Below are 18,665 nucleotides of genomic sequence, written 5' to 3' on the forward strand. Positions count from 1 at the left end.
TCGCAACCGCAGGGCCGAACGCGGCATACTGGTAACACTTTGTCTCGTTCAAGGAACCGGTATGCAGTTGGATCCCGCCAGCGGTTGGTGCCAGGGCATTCGTCATTGCCCTTCTCCCAACTTCAACGAGCGCCCCGCAGGCGAGATCTCGCTGTTGGTGGTGCACAACATCAGCTTGCCGCCGGCGCAGTTCGCCACCGGTAAAGTGCAGGAGTTTTTCCAGAATCGTCTGGATGTCACGGAGCATCCCTACTTTGAAGGGATCGCTGACCTACGCGTGTCCGCGCATTTTCTGATTGAACGTGACGGCATTGTGACGCAGTTTGTTTCCTGTATCGACCGAGCCTGGCACGCCGGCGTCTCGCGTTTCGAAGGTCGCGAAACCTGCAACGATTTTTCCTTGGGGATAGAACTGGAGGGCACCGATGACCTGCCGTTCACTGACGCCCAATACGCGTCGTTGACCGACCTGACTCGTCAGTTGCTGGCGGCCTACCCAGGCATCACCCCCCAGCGCATTTGTGGTCACAGTGATATCGCGCCGGGACGCAAGACCGATCCAGGCCCGGCTTTTGATTGGACGCGCTTTCTCAGCGCCCTGCAGGATGGAGGACACGCACGATGAGTTTTTTGGTGTTGGTGCTGGCCGTGTGGATCGAGAAGTTCTCGGCCCTGCGTCAGCGGTTGCAACGTGACGGTGGATGGTTGCGCGAGCTGGCGAAGTTGGAGTCGAGCCCACGTACGGGCAAACAACCCTGGCTGATTTTGGCGCTGTTGGTGTTGTTGCCAGTGGCCTTGCTGGCGTTGTTGCTGCTGGTGCTGGAACCCGTGGCCTATGGCCTGCTGGCACTGCCGGTGCACCTGCTGGTGGTGATCTACAGCTTGGGCCGGGGCGACCTGTTGGCCGGGCTCGGCCCCTTTCGGGATGCCTGGCGGCGGGGTGATCTGCAAGCCGCCGAGCATGTGGCTGAACGTGACCTGAGCCTGAGCGCCGACAGCGGCGAGCAACTGCTCGAACGTGTCCAGGCTCATCTGCTGTGGCAGGCATACCAGAGCTTTTTCGCGGTGATCTTCTGGTACTTCCTGTTGGGGCCGGTTGCAGCGCTTGCCTATCGCCTGCTGGCATTGGCCAGTGAACACAGCCAGAACCCGCTGGTGGCCGAGCGCGCCGGGCAACTGCGCCATGCTTTCGACTGGTTGCCAGTACGCTTGCTGGCGGCGAGTTTTGCGCTGGTGGGCAATTTCGTCGCGGTCAGTCGTGTGATGCTTCACGAGCTGTTGAGCTGGGACATCAGCGCCGCTCAACTGGTGGAAAAAGTCGGCCTGGTGGCCGCTGAAATCCCGCCGCCGGTAGTGGGCGCCGATGGCATCAACAGCCTGGACCGCTTGTGGGAACTGCTGCTGCGCGCGGCGGTGTTGTGGTATGCCGGGTTTGCGATCTGGACGGTATTGCCTTAGCTCAATGCAGTGGGGGGCTTGCCCCCTCGCCGCGTACGTGTTGTTAACCTTAAGTTACAAAACTCCCTTTGAAATTGAGCTATACAGGTGATGGCTAACTGCCGCCCTGCGCCTCAATAAAAATAAAAGAAAGGGAGTTCACCTGTGAAGAGCTTGCTCTATCCCGCCGTCGCGCTGATGAACCGTCTGAGTTTCGGCATGAAGTTCAGCCTGATCAGCGTGCTGTTCCTGCTGCCGATGCTGGCGACCAACTATTACCTGGTGCGCGACTCCTGGCGCGAATTCCAGGGCACCCGTATCGAATTGCAAAGCCTCGATTTGCTCGGCAGCAGCCTGGCCCTGCGGCGCGACCTGGAAACCCTCAACAACCAGGTGCAGATCAACGCAACCCTCGGCCAATCCGGCAAGGCTGGCGACCTTGAGAACAAGATCAGCGCCCTGGAACAGAGTGTTCTGAGCCGCCTGCAAAGCCTCACCGCCATGGCCACCGAGCCTGAGCAGATTGCTGCTTTTGACGGCAAGCGCGATGAGTTGATCGCGGCCTTCAAAGCCCAGCAACAGGAAACCTCTCTACTGAGCAAAAGCGCGTTGATCGGCAAGTTACTGAACAAGGCGCAAATGCTCAGCCAGATCATCGCCAGCCAATCCGGCCTGAGCCGCGATCCTCAAAGCGACCTGCGCCAACTCAGTGAACTGATCACCAGCGTCACCCCGCACATTACCCAGACCCTGGGTGAAGGCCGGGCGATGGGAGCCTATTCCCTGGGCCAGGGCTTTCTCAACTCGTCTTCCAGCACGCGCTTTGACGAATTGCTGCAGCAGCTGGAAAAACTCCAGGCCGAATATGGCTTGAAACTGCAGGATGCCCTCGGCGCCAGCAAAGCCGCACACACTGCGCTCGACAGCCTGGCCACGGCCAGCAACGCCAGCCTCAAAAAAGGCAGCGATTTGTTTGAAGAACAGGTGGTGATGGCCGAAACCCTCGACACCCCATGGCAGGGTTTTTATGACAACGTCAGCCAATTGATGGCCCAGACCTACCAGCTCAATGAGGCGACCCTGGCGTTCATCGGGCAACAGTTGGAGCAGCGCCTGGCGCAAAACCGTACACACATGGTGGTGTTGGTCTCGGCCCTGACGGCGGTATTTTTGCTGATCTTTTATTTGTATGGCGGCTTCTACGCCTCCACGCGAACCACGTTGCGGCGCCTGGGCTTGATGATGGACAAGGTGGCGGCTGGGGATATGACCGTCACCTTTGTTTCCCACAGCCGCGATGAGCTGGGCGATTTGGGCCAGGTGTTCAACGGCACCGTGGCGAAGATCCATGACTTGATCGAGCGCGTCGGTCATACCGTAGGCCAAGTTGAATGGCAGGCCAGCCAAGTGGAAACGGTGTCGGCCCACAGTAATCAGGCCGTTTCCGGCCAGCGCACCCAGATCGAACAAGTGGCTACCGCCATGAACCAGATGTCGTCCACCGCCCAGGAAGTGGCGCGCAGCGCGGCGGCGGCGGTCAGCAGCGCCCACAGCGTCAACGACGAAACCGTCAGCGGTCGTGGGTTGGTGCAATCCCAGCAGGGCAGTATTGCCCGGCTGGCCCTGGAGATTGAGCAGTCGGTGCACGTGATCAACCAGTTGGCTACCGACAGCCAGTCCATCAGCAGCGTATTGGAAGTGATCAAAAGCATTGCCGAACAAACCAACCTGCTGGCGCTCAATGCCGCCATCGAAGCCGCCCGAGCCGGTGAACAAGGGCGTGGTTTTGCGGTGGTGGCCGATGAAGTGCGCACCCTGGCGCGGCGCACCCAGCGCTCAACCGAGGAAATCGATCAGATGATCAGTCGGCTACACAGCGGCGTAGCTGCCGCTGTGAAGGCCATGGGCACCAGCCATGAAATGGCCAACGGCACGGTGGGGCAGTCGGAAAAGGTCCAGCAGGCCTTGGAAAATATCCTCGGAGCGGTAGGCATGATCGTCGATCAGAACCAACAGATCGCCGCAGCCGTGGAACAACAGACGGCGGTCGCCCACGATATCGACCAGAACATCGTCGAAATCAACCGTGCAGGCGAGCACGCAGCCGACGGCGCTCATCAGACCGAAGCAGCAAGTCGACAGCTGTCGATGCAGGTCATCGAGCTGAAGCAATTGATTGGCGCGTTTCGTGTGTAGGTCAAGGGTGTAGGAATTGCCTGTGGCGGATGTGGTGTATGTCCTGATTTCTCTACGGACCTTTTCTGTTCACCTGAATAAGTCAGAATTTGTTTCACTCAAGTCGACTTCCAAGGGAGCACAGCGATGACCACTGCAATCGGCATCAAAGGGCACTGCGCCCACTGCGATATCACCTTCGAACTCAAACCTTGGCAACTGAATGCTATCGCCATTGAGGAACCGTTCGATTGCCCTTACTGCCAACGGGTCCTGCAACTGAATTGCCCACGGCAATTGCGCGAGTTCAAGGCACTGGATCATTGGGCGATGGTACGCCCCAGCATGCTGGTGCTGACCTGCGTGGTGCTCCTCGTGGCCTTGGTGGCGGAGTGGGTGGGGTTGATCAGTGTGATCGGGCAGTTCAACGTATCGCTGGTCGTGCTGCTGGTGCACTTTTTGGTACTGCGATATGTCCGCTACCGCCAGCGGATAACGCTGGACCTGCAAGTGGCTACGCCGACATTACCAATTGAACAGCTCGCACGCATTGCGTGTGCTCGCCTCGGCCAGCAATAGGGGGCTGATGCCCATGCGTTCGGCAAGGGCGTTGCAGATGTCCGGCAAGTGTTGCGGGCTATTGCGCTGGCCGGGGTACATGGCGGGTGCCATATCCGGTGAGTCGGTTTCCAACACCACGGCGTCCAACGGCAACTGTGCCAGCACCTTGTGCATGCGCAGGGCCTGAGGCCAGGTGGCAGCGCCGCCCAGTCCCAGTTTGAAGCCGAGCTTGATGTACTCGCGGGCTTCTTCGCGGCTGCCGGCGAAGGCGTGGATGATGCCGCCCCGTGGCACGCGTATGCGTTTGAGGGTGGCGATCACCGCCGCGTGACTGCGGCGTACGTGCAGCAGCGCCGGCAGTTGGAAGTCCACCGCCAGCTTGAGCTGGGCTTCAAACAGGCGTTGTTGGCGTTCGCGGTCCAGATCTTCAAGAAAGTAGTCCAGGCCGATCTCACCCACCGCGCAGAGTTGCCGATTGCCGTGCAGGCGCGTCAGCCAGTCGCCCAGCTCCGTCAGGTCGGCGGGCCGGTGGCCGTCCAGATACACCGGGTGCAGGCCAAAGGCGGCGAACAAGCCTGCATCGGCTTGCACCAGGTCCCACAGCCGCTGCCAATTCTGTTGATAAACCCCCAGCAGCACCATGCGCCGCACGCCGAGTTCGCGGCTGTGGGCGAGGACTTCCCGTCGATCGCTGTCGAAGTCGGGGAAGTCGAGGTGGGTGTGGGTGTCGATCAGTTCCACGCTCAGGCCTCGTGGATACGCTGCTTGAACGTGCGGCCGATGGCGTGCACGCCAGGCTGGTAGTGCTGTTCTTCAATCGCCGCTAACGCCAGTTTCAGGGCGGTATCGGCAATCAGTTGATGCTGCTGGGCCATGGCATTGACGGGGAGTGGCAAGAAATCCAGCAACTGGGTGTCACCAAAGGTACCCAGATGCATTTGCCGTTGCTTGAGCGGCACCTCATGCAGTGCGTCAAACACGCCTTGCAGCAGCACGTAGGACGTAGTGATCAGCGCATCAGGCAAATGCCCCAGGCGTTGCAGGAGTTCTTCCATCATCTTTTTGCCGCACTCGCGGCTGAAGGCCAGGCCGTGCTCGATGCTGTTCTCCACGTCGGCGTCGCGCAGGGCCAACGAGAATCCCTTTGTACGCTCCTGGCTGATGCTCAACTCGGCACGTGCGCCCAGCAGCACGATTTGCTTGGGTTTGAGTTGCAGCAGGCTGGCGGTCAATTGCTGGCTGGCCTGGCGGTCATCGCTGACCACCGAGCAAAATTGCGTCGGGTCCATTTCCCGGTCGATGGCAATCACCGGCAGGCCCTTGGCTTGCAGCTCGCGGTAACTGTCGTCGCTGGGCGGCAGGCAACTGGCCACAAACAACGCATCACAGCGCCGGGCGCGGAACAGTTGCAGCAACTGGCGCTCGCTGTCTGCTTCATCGTCGGAACTGGCGATCAGCAATTGATAGCCGCGTGCCCGCGCACCTTGCTCCAAGAGCTTGGCGATGCGTGCGTAACTGGGGTTTTCCAGGTCGGGCAGGATAAAGCCCAAGGTGCGCGTGTGCCGACTGCGCAGCCCGGCGGCCTGGGGGTTGGGGGTAAAGCCATGGGCTTCAACCACGGCACGCACCCGTTCGACGGTTGCGCTACTGATCCGTTGTTGTTCGGCCTTGCCATTGATGACGTAGCTGGCGGTGGTCACGGACACACCGGCGAGACGTGCGATATCACTGAGTTTCAAACCGGGATTTCCTTGTTTTTTTGAGCTTGCCCCGACATTTTGTCCAATCGTAACCGATTCCAGCACACGACCAAGGTCCAAGCTCAAACGCCGAGTGGTTCTTCAAGGTTGCGCAATTGACGCGTAATCTGTCATAAATTCTAGATTAAACGTTTCAGCAAGCGTATTTTTACGATATTCGCTACTGAGTGGCTACTGCCAATTGACTACTCAGTCAGTTATTTCGCAACGCCATACACTGTTAATTCAAAACAATACCTAGTGCGCCCACCGCACTAACTAGGAGAACGGCATGCTTGAGCTCACTGTAGAGCAGATTTCCATGGGCCAGGTGGCTGTGGATAAATCTGCTGCCTTGCACCTGCTCGCTGAAAAACTGGTGGCCGATGGCCTGGTCGCCGAGGGTTACCTCAGCGGCTTGCAAGCCCGTGAAGCCCAAGGCTCGACCTTTCTTGGCCAGGGCATTGCCATCCCCCACGGCACCCCCGAAACCCGTGACCAGGTGTTTTCCACCGGCGTGCGTCTGCTGCAGTTCCCCGAAGGGGTGGACTGGGGCGATGGCCAGATCGTCTACCTGGCCATCGGCATCGCCGCCAAATCCGATGAACACCTGCGCCTGTTGCAACTGCTCACCCGTGCCCTCGGCGAAACCGACCTGGGCCAGGCGTTGCGCCGAGCCGGGTCCGCAGAGGCGTTGCTGAAACTGCTGCAAGGTGCGCCGCAGGAACTGGCGCTGGACGCGCAGATGATCAGCCTCGGCGTGTCTGCCGATGACTTTGAAGAGCTGGTCTGGCGCGGTGCACGCCTGCTACGTCAGGCCGATTGCGTCAGTAATGGTTTTGCCGCCGTCTTGCAACAAGTCGATGCGCTGCCCCTGGGCGATGGCCTGTGGTGGCTGCACAGTGAGCAGACCGTCAAGCGACCGGGCCTGGCATTTGTCACGCCGGACAAGCCCATGCGTTATCTCGGCCAGCCGCTCAACGGTCTGTTCTGCCTGGCCAGCCTCGGCGAAGCCCATCAAGCTCTGCTGGAGCGCCTGTGCGCCTTGCTGATCGAAGGGCGTGGTCAGGAACTGGGCCGCGCTACGAGCAGCCGTGCCGTGTTGGAAGTACTCGGTGGCGAGTTGCCGCCCGATTGGCCCAGCGCCCGCATCACGCTGGCCAACGCCCATGGCCTGCACGCGCGCCCGGCAAAGATCCTTGCGCAATTGGCAAAGAACTTTGATGGCGACCTCCGCGTGCGCATCGTCGATGGCCCGGTGGGCGCCGTGTCGGTGAAAAGCCTGAGCAAGCTGCTGAGCCTGGGGGCACGGCGCGGCCAGGTGTTGGAATTTGTCGCCGAACCGACGATTGCCGGCGACGCGCTGCCCGCCTTGTTGGCCGCAGTGGAAGAAGGCCTTGGCGAAGAAGTCGAGCCGCTGCCGACCGCGAGTGCCCAGCCCGCAGTCCTCGATATCGAGCCGGTGATCAACGCGCCCTTGGCCGGCAGCCAGATCCAGGCCATCGCCGCTGCGCCGGGCATTGCCATTGGCCCTGCGCATATCCAGGTTCAACAGGTGTTCGAATACCCACTGCGCGGCGAGTCCGCCGTGATCGAACGTCAACGCCTGCAAACCGCCTTGACCGACGTGCGCGGTGACATTCAGGGTTTGATCGAGCGCAATCCGTCCAAGGCCATCCGCGAGATTTTCATCACCCACCAGGAAATGCTCGACGACCCGGAATTGACCGACGAAGTCGACACCCGCCTCAAGCAAGGCGAAAGCGCCGAAGCCGCGTGGATGAGCGTGATCGAAGCCGCCGCCAAACAGCAAGAGTCGTTGCAGGACGCCTTGCTCGCCGAGCGCGCCGCCGACCTGCGTGACATTGGTCGTCGTGTATTGGCGCAACTGTGCGGTGTCGAAACGGCTCAGGAACCCAGTGAACCCTACATCCTGGTGATGGACGAAGTCGGTCCATCCGACGTCGCACGCCTGGACCCGGCGCGTGTCGCCGGCATTCTCACGGCGCGTGGTGGCGCCACGGCCCACAGCGCCATCGTCGCCCGTGCCCTCGGCATTCCTGCGTTGGTCGGCGCGGGGCCTGGTGTGTTGCTGTTGGCCTCTGGTACGCCATTGTTGCTCGATGGCCAGCGCGGCCGCCTGCACGTGGACGCCGATGCCGCGACCCTGCACCGCGCCACCGTCGAGCGCGACACCCGCGAGCAGCGCCTGCAAGCCGCTTCGGCCCAGCGTCATGAGCCGGCATTGACCCGCGACGGCCACTCGGTAGAAGTGTTCGCCAACATCGGCGAAAGCGCCGGCGTCGCCAGCGCAGTAGAGCAGGGCGCCGAAGGCATCGGCTTGTTGCGCACCGAACTGATCTTCATGGCTCACCCGCAAGCCCCGGATGAAGCAACCCAGGAAGCCGAATACCGCCGTGTACTCGACGGCCTTGGCGGTCGCCCGCTGGTGGTGCGCACCCTGGATGTGGGCGGTGACAAGCCGCTGCCGTATTGGCCGATTGCTCAGGAAGAAAACCCCTTCCTCGGCGTGCGCGGCATTCGCCTGACCCTGCAACGCCCACAGATCATGGAAGCGCAACTGCGCGCGCTTCTGCGCTCGGCAGACAACCGTCCGCTGCGCATCATGTTTCCCATGGTCGGCAGCGTCGATGAATGGCGTGCCGCCCGTGACATGACTGAACGCTTGCGCCAGGAAATCCCGGTGGCCGACCTGCAACTGGGCATCATGATCGAAGTCCCATCGGCGGCTTTGCTCGCGCCGGTGCTGGCCAAGGAAGTCGACTTTTTCAGCGTCGGCACCAACGACCTGACCCAATACACCCTGGCCATCGACCGTGGCCATCCAACCCTGTCGGCCCAGGCCGATGGCCTGCACCCGGCGGTGCTGCAACTGATCGACATCACCGTGCGTGCCGCCCATGCCCATGGCAAGTGGGTTGGCGTGTGCGGCGAGTTGGCCGCCGACCCGCTGGCGGTGCCGGTGTTGATCGGCCTGGGTGTGGATGAGTTGAGTGTGTCGGCCCGCAGCATCCCCGAAGTGAAAGCGCGGGTGCGTGAATTCAGCTTGAGCGAGGCCCAGAGCCTGGCGCAAAAAGCACTGGCAGTGGGCTCGCCCGCCGACGTGCGTGCCCTTGTGGAGGCCGTGTAAATGGCAAGGATTCTGACCCTGACGCTGAACCCGGCGTTGGACCTGACGGTGCGCCTGCCGCGCCTGGAACCGGGTGAAGTCAATCGCAGTGAAACCATGCTCACCCATGCCGCCGGCAAAGGCGTGAATGTGGCCCAGGTGTTGGCGGACCTGGGCCATCACGTGACCGTGGGCGGCTTCCTGGGTGAAGACAACCCGCAGGCCTTCGAGGCGCTGATTGCCAGCCGTGGATTCGGCGATGCGTTCGTTCGCGTTCCGGGCGAAACCCGCAGCAATATCAAGATTGCCGAATACGATGGCCGGGTCACCGACATCAATGCGCCGGGGCCTTGGGTGGGGGAGCAGGCGCAAAAAGTACTGCTCAAGAGCGTTGAGGCAATCGGCCCTGAGTTCGATGCGGTGGTGGTCGCCGGCAGCCTGCCAAACGGCGTCAGCCCACAGTGGTTTCAGGGGTTGTTGGAAACGTTGAAAAACCTCGGTTTGAAAGTCGCCCTGGACACCAGCGGCGAAGCGCTGCGTGCCGGGTTGAAGGCCGGCCCTTGGTTGGTCAAACCCAACACCGAAGAGCTGGCCGAAGCCCTGGGGCATAGCGCGGATGCTGTCAGCCAATTGCATCAACAGGGTGTGGAGCATGTGGTGGTGTCCGATGGCGCCGCAGGTGTGAGCTGGTTCAGCCCGGGTAGGGCGCTGCACGCCACGCCGCCTAAGGTCAGTGTGGCAAGCACGGTAGGTGCTGGCGACTCATTGCTGGCCGGGATGCTCCACGGGTTGCTCAGTGGCGATACGCCGGAGCAAACCTTGCGCCGGGCCACGGCAATTGCCGCCATGGCGGTGACGCAAATCGGTTTCGGCATCAGCGACGATGCGCAGTTGGCGCATCTGCAAAGCGGCGTCGATGTGCGCACGCTGACAGAACAATAAGAGGGTTTGTGATGAAGTTAGCCATTGTTACTGCCTGCCCGAACGGCATGGTCACCAGTGTGCTGTGCGCTCGCTTGTTGGACGCCGCTGCGCAGCGCCAGGGATGGAGCACCAGTGTCGAAGTGGTGGATGTGCAGCGCCCTGAACGCCAGTTGTCCCAAACCACCATCGATGCCGCCGAATGGGTATTACTGGTCAGCAGCACGCCGGTGGATATGACGCGGTTTGTTGGCAAACGTGTGTTCCAGAGCACGCCCGCCCAGGCGCTGGCGGATGTGGAAGCGGTGTTGCGTCGAGGTGCCGAGGAAGCACTGGAGTATGCCGCCACTGAGAGTGCTGCCAAGAGCGCACCGCGTATCGTCGCCGTCACCGCTTGCCCGACGGGCGTCGCCCATACCTTCATGGCGGCCGAAGCCCTGCAGCAAACCGCCAAGCGCCTGGGCTACGACTTGCAGGTCGAGACCCAGGGCTCAGTGGGTGCACGCACGCCGTTGAGCCCGCAAGCGATTGCCGATGCCGACGTGGTGTTGTTGGCCGCTGATATCGAGGTCGCCACCGAGCGTTTCGCTGGCAAGAAGATTTATCGCTGCGGCACCGGCATTGCCCTCAAGCAATCCGAAGCGACCCTCAACAAGGCCCTGGCCGAAGGCACGGTGGAAAGCGCTGCGACCGGTGCGGTGACCAAGTCGGAAAAAACCGGCGTGTACAAACACCTGCTCACCGGTGTGTCGTTCATGTTGCCGATGGTGGTGGCGGGCGGTTTGCTTATCGCCTTGTCCTTTGTGTTCGGTATCCACGCATTCGAACAGGAAGGCACCCTGGCCGCCGCACTGAAAACCGTCGGCGATCGCGCCTTCATGTTGATGGTGCCGCTGCTGGCGGGGTACATCGCCTACTCGATTGCCGACCGTCCGGGCATTGCGCCGGGCATGATCGGCGGCTTGTTGGCAGGCACCTTGGGGGCGGGGTTTATCGGCGGCATATTCGCCGGTTTCCTGGCCGGTTACTGCGTCAAGCTGATCACCCGCGCGGTGAAATTGCCCCAGAGCCTGGAGGCACTCAAGCCGATCCTGATCATCCCGTTGTTGGCCAGTTTGTTCACCGGCCTGGCGATGATCTATCTGGTCGGCCCGCCGGTGGCGCGCATGCTGGTGGGCCTTACCGACTTCCTGAGCACCATGGGTACTACCAACGCGGTGCTGCTGGGCATCCTGCTGGGCGGCATGATGTGTGTGGACCTGGGCGGGCCGATCAACAAGGCGGCGTATGCGTTTTCCGTTGGCCTGCTGGCTGCCCACAGCGGCGCACCCATGGCCGCGACCATGGCCGCCGGCATGGTGCCGCCGATTGGCATGGGCATCGCCACGTTCCTGGCGCGCCGCAAGTTTGCCCAAACCGAGCGTGAGGCGGGCAAGGCGGCGATGATCCTGGGCATGTGCTTTATTTCCGAAGGCGCGATCCCGTTTGCCGCCAAGGACCCGCTGCGGGTGATCCCGGCGAGCATCGCCGGTGGCGCATTGACCGGTGCGTTGTCGATGTATTTCGGCTGCGTGCTGGCGGCGCCCCATGGTGGGTTGTTTGTGCTGGTCATCCCGAATGCGATGAACCATGCGCTGTTGTATTTGCTGGCGATTGTGGCGGGGAGTGTGTTGACGGGGTTGGTGTATGCGCTGATCAAGCGGCCTGAGGTGGTCGAGCTGTCGGTCGCACCCGCCAAAGCCTGACACGGTCTGAAAATGTGGGAGCTGGCTTGCCTGCGATAGCGGGCTGTCAGCTTGCATATTTGTTACTGATGCACCGCTATCGCAGGCAAGCCAGCTCCCACATTCGAACTTCATTGGATGCGGGGCGGTGTCATCTCTGATTCATCCCCGCGTGCTTAAGTCTCCCTTTTGATTCTCAAGAGGGCACCCGCATGAGCCACTTCGATCTCGGCCGTCGCCGTGTGATGCAAGCCGTTGGCGCCGGGCTATTGCTGCCAGGCCTGGCCCCGGCGGTCATCGCCTCGGTCAAGGACCGCCCGCAACTCACCGACGGTGTGCAGTCCGGTGACCTGCTCGGCGACCGCGCCATGATCTGGAGCCGCAGCGACCGCCCGGCACGGATGGTGGTGGAGTGGGACACCCGCAGCGTGTTCAGTAACCCGCGCAAATTCGTCTCGCCTCTGGCCGACAACCGCAGCGACTTCACTGCCCGCGTCGAACTCACCGGCTTGCCCGCCGACCAGGCGATCTTCTACCGCGTGCATTTTGAAGACGCGCAGACCGGCGTCGCCAGCGAGCCCTGGTTTGGCCACCTACGCAGCGTGCCGCAACAGCGTCGCGATATCCGTTTTGTGTGGAGCGGCGACACCGTCGGCCAAGGCTTCGGCATCAACCCGGACATCGGCGGCATGCGCATCTACGAAGCCATGCGCCTGCGCTTGCCAGACTTCTTTATCCACAGCGGCGACACCATCTACGCCGACGGCCCGGTGCCCGCGCAACTCACGGTTGAGGACGGTCGCATCTGGCGCAACATCACCACCGAAGCCAAGAGCAAAGTCGCTGAAACCCTCGACGAATATCGCGGCAATTACCGCTACAACTTGCTGGATGAAAACGTGCGCCGCTTCAATGCCGAGGTGCCGCAGATCTGGCAGTGGGACGACCACGAAGTGGTGAATAACTGGTCGCCGAGCAAGCAGCTCGATGAGCGTTACCAGACCAAGGACATCAACACCTTGGTGGGCCGTGCACGTCAGGCCTGGCTGGAATATTCACCGATGCGTCGCCAGGCCGCCGACGGTGGTGGACGCATTTACCGCAAACTCAGCTACGGCCCGCTGCTGGATGTATTTGTGCTGGATATGCGCAGCTATCGCGGGCCCAACGATGACAACCTGGGCGGCGAAAAACCCTTCCTCGGGCGTGAGCAACTGGAGTGGCTCAAGCGTGAACTCAAGGGCTCCCAGGCACAGTGGAAAGTGATTGCCGCTGATATGCCAATCGGCCTTGGCGTGCCCGATGGCGAGGTGAGCCCTGGTGTGCCGCGCTGGGAGGCCATCGCCAATAATGATCCGGGGGCACCGCAAGGCCGTGAGTTGGAAGTTGCCGAACTGTTGGGCTTCCTGCGAGCGCATAAGGTACGCAACCACGTGTGGCTGACGGCGGATGTGCATTACTGCGCAGCGCATCACTATCACCCGGATCGGGCGGCGTTTCAGGACTTTGAGCCGTTCTGGGAGTTTGTGGCCGGGCCTTTGAACGCGGGGAGCTTTGGCCCGAATGCGCTGGATAAGACGTTTGGGCCAGAGGTGGTGTTCGAGAAGGCTCCGCCTGCACAAAACACCTCGCCGCTTGCCGGCTTTCAGTTTTTTGGCGAGGTGCAGATTGATGGGCAAACGGCGGAGTTGACCGTGATTCTGCGGGACCTGGATGGGGTGTCAGTGTTCCAGCAAAAACTCCAACCCACCTGATTTGGAATGCAGTTAAAACCTGTGGGAGCTGGCAAGCCAGCTCCCACATTTTGATATCCATTGGCTATGGAGGATCAGTACACATCCCGGCGGTAGCGGCCTTGTTCGATAAGTCGCTCCACCGCCTCACTGCCCAAAATATCCACCAACGCCTTGTCCACCCCAGCGGCCATCCCCTGCAAGCTGCCGCACACATAAATCGCAGCGCCGTCAGCCAGCCACTTACGCAGCACATCCGCCGACTCGCGCAGGCGGTCCTGCACGTAGATTTTTTCGTCCTGGTCGCGGGAGAACGCCAGGTCCAACAGTGCCAGATCCCCGCTGGCCAACCAGCCTTGCAGTTCGTCCTGGCAGAGGAAGTCGTGGGCGATATTGCGCTCGCCGAACAGCAGCCAGTTGCGTTGCTGGCCATCGGCGACGCGGGCTTTGAGCAGGCTGCGCAGGCCGGCGAGTCCCGTGCCGTTGCCCAGCAGGATCAGCGGCACGGGTGCCTCCGGCAGATGGAAACCACTGTTGCGGCGCAAGCGCAGGCTGATAGCGGAGCCGATGGCGGCGTATTCGGTGAGCCAGCCTGAGCCCAAGCCCAGGCTGCCGTCGGGGTGGCGTTCCTGGCGCACGATCAACTCCAGCACGCCGTCGCTGGCAATCGAGGCAATGGAGTATTCGCGCATGCCCAAGGGTACGAGTGCGTCCACCAGCGCCTGGGCATGCAGGCCGACCAGGTGTGCACGATGAGTCGGCAACTGGCGGGTAGCCAGGGCCTGGTCAAGGGTGTGCGCCATGCCGTCGATCAGCACACCCTCGCTGTTGGCCAAACCCAACCCTTCGAGGAAGTGCTCGATGGCCCAGGGGCAATTGCGTGGCAGCACTTCCACCAGGTCGCCGGCTTGCCAGGTCTGGGGCGAGGTCGCTGTCAGGCCCAGCAAGTAGACGTCGGAGCCGCTGCTGTCGCGGTTGAGCAGGGTACGCTGGGTCAGCGTCCAGTTTTCGTACTGGGCCGTCGGCCATGCAGCCGTAGGGGCGTGACCGGTGAGCTGGCCGAGTTGTTGTTGCCAGTGCAGCAGGGCGGCGCTGTCGCCGCTGTCCACTTCAATCGGGGCGAACAGCGGGTTGCCGCCCTGGTTGGTCAACCAGAAATGCAGGCGGCGGGCAAAGCCGCAGAAGTGTTCGTATTGACGATCACCCAACGCCAGCACCGAGTAGTTCAGACCCTTGAGGGACAGGTCCTGGCCAAGCACGCTGCGCTCGAAACCACGTGCGCTGTCGGGGGCTTCACCGTCGCCGAAGGTGCTGACCACAAACAGCGCATTGTGCGATTGGCGCAGGTCGTCCTGGCTGACGCTGCCCAGTGCCTGCACCTTCACCGGCAACCCGGCGGCCTGTAATTGGCCGGCGGTCTGCCAGGCCAGTTGCTCGGCAAAACCGCTCTGGCTGGCAAAACCGATCAGCCACGCCGGAGCATCGCTGTGGTTGGCGCCAAGACCTTTACGCGCATCGCGGACCTGACGTTTTTTGCGGCGTCGGTCCAGGTACAGCAGCCAGCCGGTGATGAAGAACAGTGGCATCAGCAGGGAGCTGACGGTGAGGATGATGCGTCCCGCCAAACCAAAATAACTGCCGGTGTGCAGTGCGTAGATGCTGGTCAGCAACTGCGCCTTGAAGCTTTTGCTGGCGTACTGGGCGTGGGATTTCACCTCGCCGGTGGCCGGGTCCAGGTTGATTTGGTTCAGCGCACGGTCGTGGGGCGAATCTTTCAACAGGTAATAGACGGTGGCCGGTTGGCCGGCGACGGCTGGCATGCGGATGTTGTAGGCGCTCAAGCCGGGGCCAGCGTTGCTGTAGATGCTGCTCCACATAGCGTCGTAGTTGGCCACGGGCGCCGGACCGGCCGGTGGCGGGCCGCGTTTGCGCATGCGTTCATTTTGCGGGGCGTCGGAGAGCAGTTTGGTCACGCCCTGGCTGTACCAGTCATAGGACCAGGTCAAGCCGGTGAGCGCCGCCAACAGGTAGGCCAGCAAGCACCAGGTGCCGAATACGGAGTGCAAATCCCAGTTGAAGCTGCGGCCCTTTTTGCGCCAGTCCACTGCCAACCAGGCGCGCCAGCTCGCCACCTGGCGCGGCCAGCGCAGGTACAAGCCGGAGAGGCAGAAGAACACCAGGATCAGCGTGCAAGCGCCGGTGATGTTGCGCCCGGTTTCGCCCATGGCGAGGAAGCGGTGCAGTTGCAGGATAAAACCGAACACATCCTGGCCGACGGCGTCGCCCATGTAGTCGCCCGTGTAGGGGTCGAAGTAGCGCATCTGGCCACGGCGCTCGCCGGGCGGCGGGGTGAAGAACACGCGCGCGGCGTTGCCGCTTTCGCTTTCTACCCAGAGCATGGACACGGTCTTGCCTTCGGTGGCTTCCAGTTTGCGCACCAGTTCGGCGGGTGGCAGCACGCCGGCTTCGCGTTTTTCGACGCTGAGTACCGTGGGGTTGAGTGCCCGCAGAATCTCATCCTGAAACGAGACCGCAGCCCCGGTGATCCCCATCAAGGCCAGCACCAGCCCGGCGGTAATGCCGAAGAACCAGTGCAACTGGAACAGGGTTTTCTTCAACACGTCTGACCGCCTCGTCTATCTGGATGTGAATGCCACGGCGCGCATTATGCCGTGAGTTATCGAGAAATATTCTGTTTTACACGCAAAAGCCCCACGCATCCGATGCGTGGGGCTTTTGCTGTTTGCTGTCCGCTTTTAGAAGTGGAAGTTGGTGGACAGCAGGGCCGTACGACCGGCCGCCTGGTTGGCGAAGTGCGTCGAGAAGGCCTTGTCGTAATAAACCTTGTCAGTCAGGTTTTGTACGTTCAATTGCAGGTCGACGTTCTTGGTCAACTTGTAGCTAGCCATGGCGTCGTAACGTGTGTAGGACGGCACATACACGAGATTGCCAGCATCACCATAGACTTCATCGACGTAGAACGCGCCGCCACCGACGGTGAGCTTGGAGGTGATGTCGTAGGTGGTCCACAGGCTGAAGGTGTTCTTCGGCGTATTCGGCATCTGATTGCCCTTGCTTGAACCCACGCCGACATTGCCGTTACGGCCATTGAGCCCCGCGTTGACGAGCTCACTGTTGAGGTGGCTGTAGCCCGCAAATACCTGCCATTGATCGGTGATCTTGCCGCTGGCGGACAACTCCACTCCGTCGACTCGGGATTCACCGGCGTTTTGGTAGGTCATGTCGCTTACCAGGATGCGGGTGTTTTTCTTTTCGGTACGGAACACAGCAGCGGTCAGGGACAAGCGGTCGTGGAACAGGTCCCACTTCGTGCCGAGCTCGTAGTTGACGGTTTCTTCTGGCTGCAGGTCGCTGGTGGCCGAGCCCGCTGACAGTGGGTTACCGTCCGAGCCTTCACCGACCAAGCCGCCGGGTGGCGTTGCGGAGGTTGCGTAGGACGCGTAGATGCTACCGTTTTCCAGCGGTTTCCAGACGAGGCCGGCCTGCCAGTTGAAGAACTGGCTGTCCTCTTTGATTTTGGTGCGGCTGGTGGCGGAATCAGTGTTGGCAACCGTGTCGAAGGTGTCATAGCGCAGGCCGACGTTGAGCAGCCATTTCGGGTCCAGCTCAATGGTGTCGAACACATACGCGCCGCGGCTGGTGGCCTTGGTGGTGGTGCCGTAGTAGTTCCGGGCGATGCTGCCCGTCCAGGCATCATCCGGGTTCGGGTTGCTCAGGGATGTGCACTGGCCGCCAAGGCTGCCTTTGACCACGGTGCAGTTTGGGTTGGCATTCGGGCTGACGTTATAGCTGCTGGCGCGAGTCTCTTCACCGGTAAATTCCAGTCCAGTGGAATAGCTGTGCTTGAAACCCAGCGCCTGGAAACTGCCAAACAGATCGGTCTGGTTGGTGGTCGTGGTGGTGGTCGATACGCGGGAGTTGGCACGACGCCACACCGTGCCGTATTTGTTGACGTTGAGCTTGCTGTCATCCGGCTGAGTGAGGATGTAGTCCTGGCCGGTGCTGCCATGACGCAGGGTGTTTTTCAGCGTCATGTTGTCGTTCAAGTCGTGCTCGACGGAAAGGGTGCTGATGTCGGCGCGGGTCTTGCGGAAGTCGCGGCTCTTGAGGCCGTAGAAGTTGTTGCTGTCACCGCCATCGTTGGGTTTGTCATGCACGTGTGCAGTCGCGGTCGACGAGCCATAGCCGTAAGGAATCCCCGAATCCGGCAGATCGTTACTTTCCATGTGGTAGTAGCTGAGGTTGACGCGGGTCGGGGTGCCCAGGCCAAAGGTCAGCGACGGGGCCACGCCCCAACGGTCGTAGTTGACTGCGTCACGGCCGGCGACGTTCTGTTCGTGGCTCATCAGGTTCAAGCGGAACGCAGCGCTGTCGTCGAGGAACTGACGGTTCACGTCGAGCACGTAGCGGCGGGTCTGGTCGGAGCCATAGGTAAAGCCGCCGTTGGTGAAGTCCCGCGCTTGTGGAGTCTTGCTCACCAGGTTGATGCTGCCACCGGCTGAACCACGGCCGCCGAAAGAAGAGTTCGGGCCTTTGCTGACTTCGATGGACTCGATGTCGAAGATCTCGCGGCTCTGGCCGCCGGTGTCGCGCACGCCGTCCAGGTACGTGTCGCCCTGAGCGTCAAAACCACGGATGAACGGACGGTCGCCCTGTGGGTTGCCGCCTTCGCCGGCGCCGAACGTGATCCCCGGTACGGTGCGCAAGGCATCTTGCAACGAGGTGGCGGCGGTGTCCTTGAGAACCTGCTGCGGCACCACAGTGACCGAGCGCGGCGTGTCGACCAGCGGCGCGGTGTACTTCTGCGACGAGGCTTTTTCCACCTGGTAGGACGTGTTGTCCTGTTCCTGGCCGGTGATGCTGGTGGCGCCCAGAGAAATGCTGTTGCGCTCGCCTTTTTGTTCGGTGTCTTCAGCCGCTTGCGCCAGTTGGGCAGCAGAGCTTGCAGTGAGAGCAACGCCGATGGCCGAAGCCAGCATGCGTGGTGAACTGGCAGGTGTTTTTATTGAAGTGCGCGACATGACGTGTCCTTTCCCCAAGGATGTGAGGCCGCGGAATATAGGGTGAACAAGTATTCATATCAATTGCGATACATTGCTAATTGCATTGAATTTACATTCTTTACACTTTCAGCTTACGGTTTTTACGATCTCATCCGTCCACGATGTTTTACAGGCTTGATAAGAATCAATACCATTGGCACCTCTCTGAATTCAGGTGGTAT

At 61.4% G+C, this 18,665-nt stretch carries 12 protein-coding genes and 1 pseudogene; 9 read left to right on the forward strand and 4 right to left on the reverse strand.

Annotated features, from left to right (window positions below):
- The first annotated feature begins 61 nt into the window (after window positions 1–61).
- From ampD to CFE47_RS19790, 5 genes and pseudogenes are all read left to right on the forward strand, one after another.
- Complete coding sequence (gene ampD / locus CFE47_RS19775; RefSeq protein ID WP_286839651.1) at window positions 62–625, forward strand: 1,6-anhydro-N-acetylmuramyl-L-alanine amidase AmpD; 564 nt, start codon at window positions 62–64, stop codon at window positions 623–625.
- A complete protein-coding gene (gene ampE, locus CFE47_RS19780; protein WP_286839653.1) occupies window positions 622–1,458 on the forward strand; it encodes a regulatory signaling modulator protein AmpE in 837 nt (278 codons plus the stop codon). The genes ampD and ampE overlap by 4 nt, the downstream gene beginning before the upstream one ends.
- 1,113 nt (window positions 1,459–2,571) lie before the next feature.
- A pseudogene (locus tag CFE47_RS31820) lies at window positions 2,572–2,775 on the forward strand (HAMP domain-containing protein); the annotation flags it as partial.
- A 153-nt stretch (window positions 2,776–2,928) separates the two neighbouring features.
- Window positions 2,929–3,633, forward strand: a complete 705-nt coding sequence (locus CFE47_RS31825) for a methyl-accepting chemotaxis protein (RefSeq protein WP_376750114.1) — start codon at window positions 2,929–2,931, stop codon at window positions 3,631–3,633.
- 126 nt (window positions 3,634–3,759) lie between these two features.
- Entirely contained in the window at window positions 3,760–4,191 is a 432-nt protein-coding gene (locus tag CFE47_RS19790) for a hypothetical protein (protein ID WP_286839658.1), read from the forward strand.
- Here CFE47_RS19790 and CFE47_RS19795 read toward each other — a convergent pair.
- Together CFE47_RS19795 and cra are read right to left on the reverse strand one after the other, a co-directional pair.
- Complete coding sequence (locus CFE47_RS19795) at window positions 4,138–4,914, reverse strand: TatD family hydrolase (RefSeq protein WP_286839660.1); 777 nt, start codon at window positions 4,912–4,914, stop codon at window positions 4,138–4,140. The two genes, CFE47_RS19790 and CFE47_RS19795, sit on opposite strands and share 54 nt — an antisense overlap.
- Before the next feature lie 2 nt (window positions 4,915–4,916).
- Window positions 4,917–5,912 (reverse strand): catabolite repressor/activator, encoded by a 996-nt coding sequence (gene cra, locus CFE47_RS19800; protein ID WP_286839663.1) that lies wholly within the window; start codon window positions 5,910–5,912, stop codon window positions 4,917–4,919.
- Between the two features lie 292 nt (window positions 5,913–6,204).
- Between cra and ptsP the strand changes: the two genes are divergently transcribed.
- From ptsP to CFE47_RS19820, 4 genes are all read left to right on the forward strand, one after another.
- Window positions 6,205–9,063: a phosphoenolpyruvate--protein phosphotransferase gene (ptsP, locus tag CFE47_RS19805; protein ID WP_286839665.1), complete on the forward strand. Its 2,859-nt coding sequence runs from the start codon at window positions 6,205–6,207 to the stop codon at window positions 9,061–9,063.
- The gene (pfkB, locus tag CFE47_RS19810; protein WP_286839667.1) at window positions 9,064–9,984 is read left to right on the forward strand and encodes a 1-phosphofructokinase; all 921 of its coding nucleotides are present in this window, start codon (window positions 9,064–9,066) and stop codon (window positions 9,982–9,984) included.
- Between the two features lie 11 nt (window positions 9,985–9,995).
- Window positions 9,996–11,708 (forward strand): PTS fructose-like transporter subunit IIB, encoded by a 1,713-nt coding sequence (locus CFE47_RS19815; protein WP_286839669.1) that lies wholly within the window; start codon window positions 9,996–9,998, stop codon window positions 11,706–11,708.
- A gap of 191 nt (window positions 11,709–11,899) precedes the next feature.
- Entirely contained in the window at window positions 11,900–13,441 is a 1,542-nt protein-coding gene (locus tag CFE47_RS19820) for an alkaline phosphatase D family protein (protein WP_286839671.1), read from the forward strand.
- 74 nt (window positions 13,442–13,515) lie between these two features.
- Here CFE47_RS19820 and CFE47_RS19825 read toward each other — a convergent pair whose 3' ends face one another.
- Both CFE47_RS19825 and CFE47_RS19830 read right to left on the reverse strand, forming a co-directional pair.
- Window positions 13,516–16,041 (reverse strand): PepSY domain-containing protein, encoded by a 2,526-nt coding sequence (locus tag CFE47_RS19825; RefSeq protein ID WP_286839674.1) that lies wholly within the window; start codon window positions 16,039–16,041, stop codon window positions 13,516–13,518.
- Window positions 16,042–16,176: 135 nt separating this feature from the next.
- On the reverse strand, window positions 16,177–18,462 hold the full coding sequence (locus CFE47_RS19830) for a TonB-dependent receptor (RefSeq protein WP_286839677.1): 2,286 nt from the start codon (window positions 18,460–18,462) through the stop codon (window positions 16,177–16,179).
- Window positions 18,463–18,665: the final 203 nt, after the last annotated feature.

It is taken from the genome of Pseudomonas sp. PGPPP1 (assembly GCF_002255865.1).
Lineage (GTDB): Bacteria > Pseudomonadota > Gammaproteobacteria > Pseudomonadales > Pseudomonadaceae > Aquipseudomonas > Aquipseudomonas cremoris.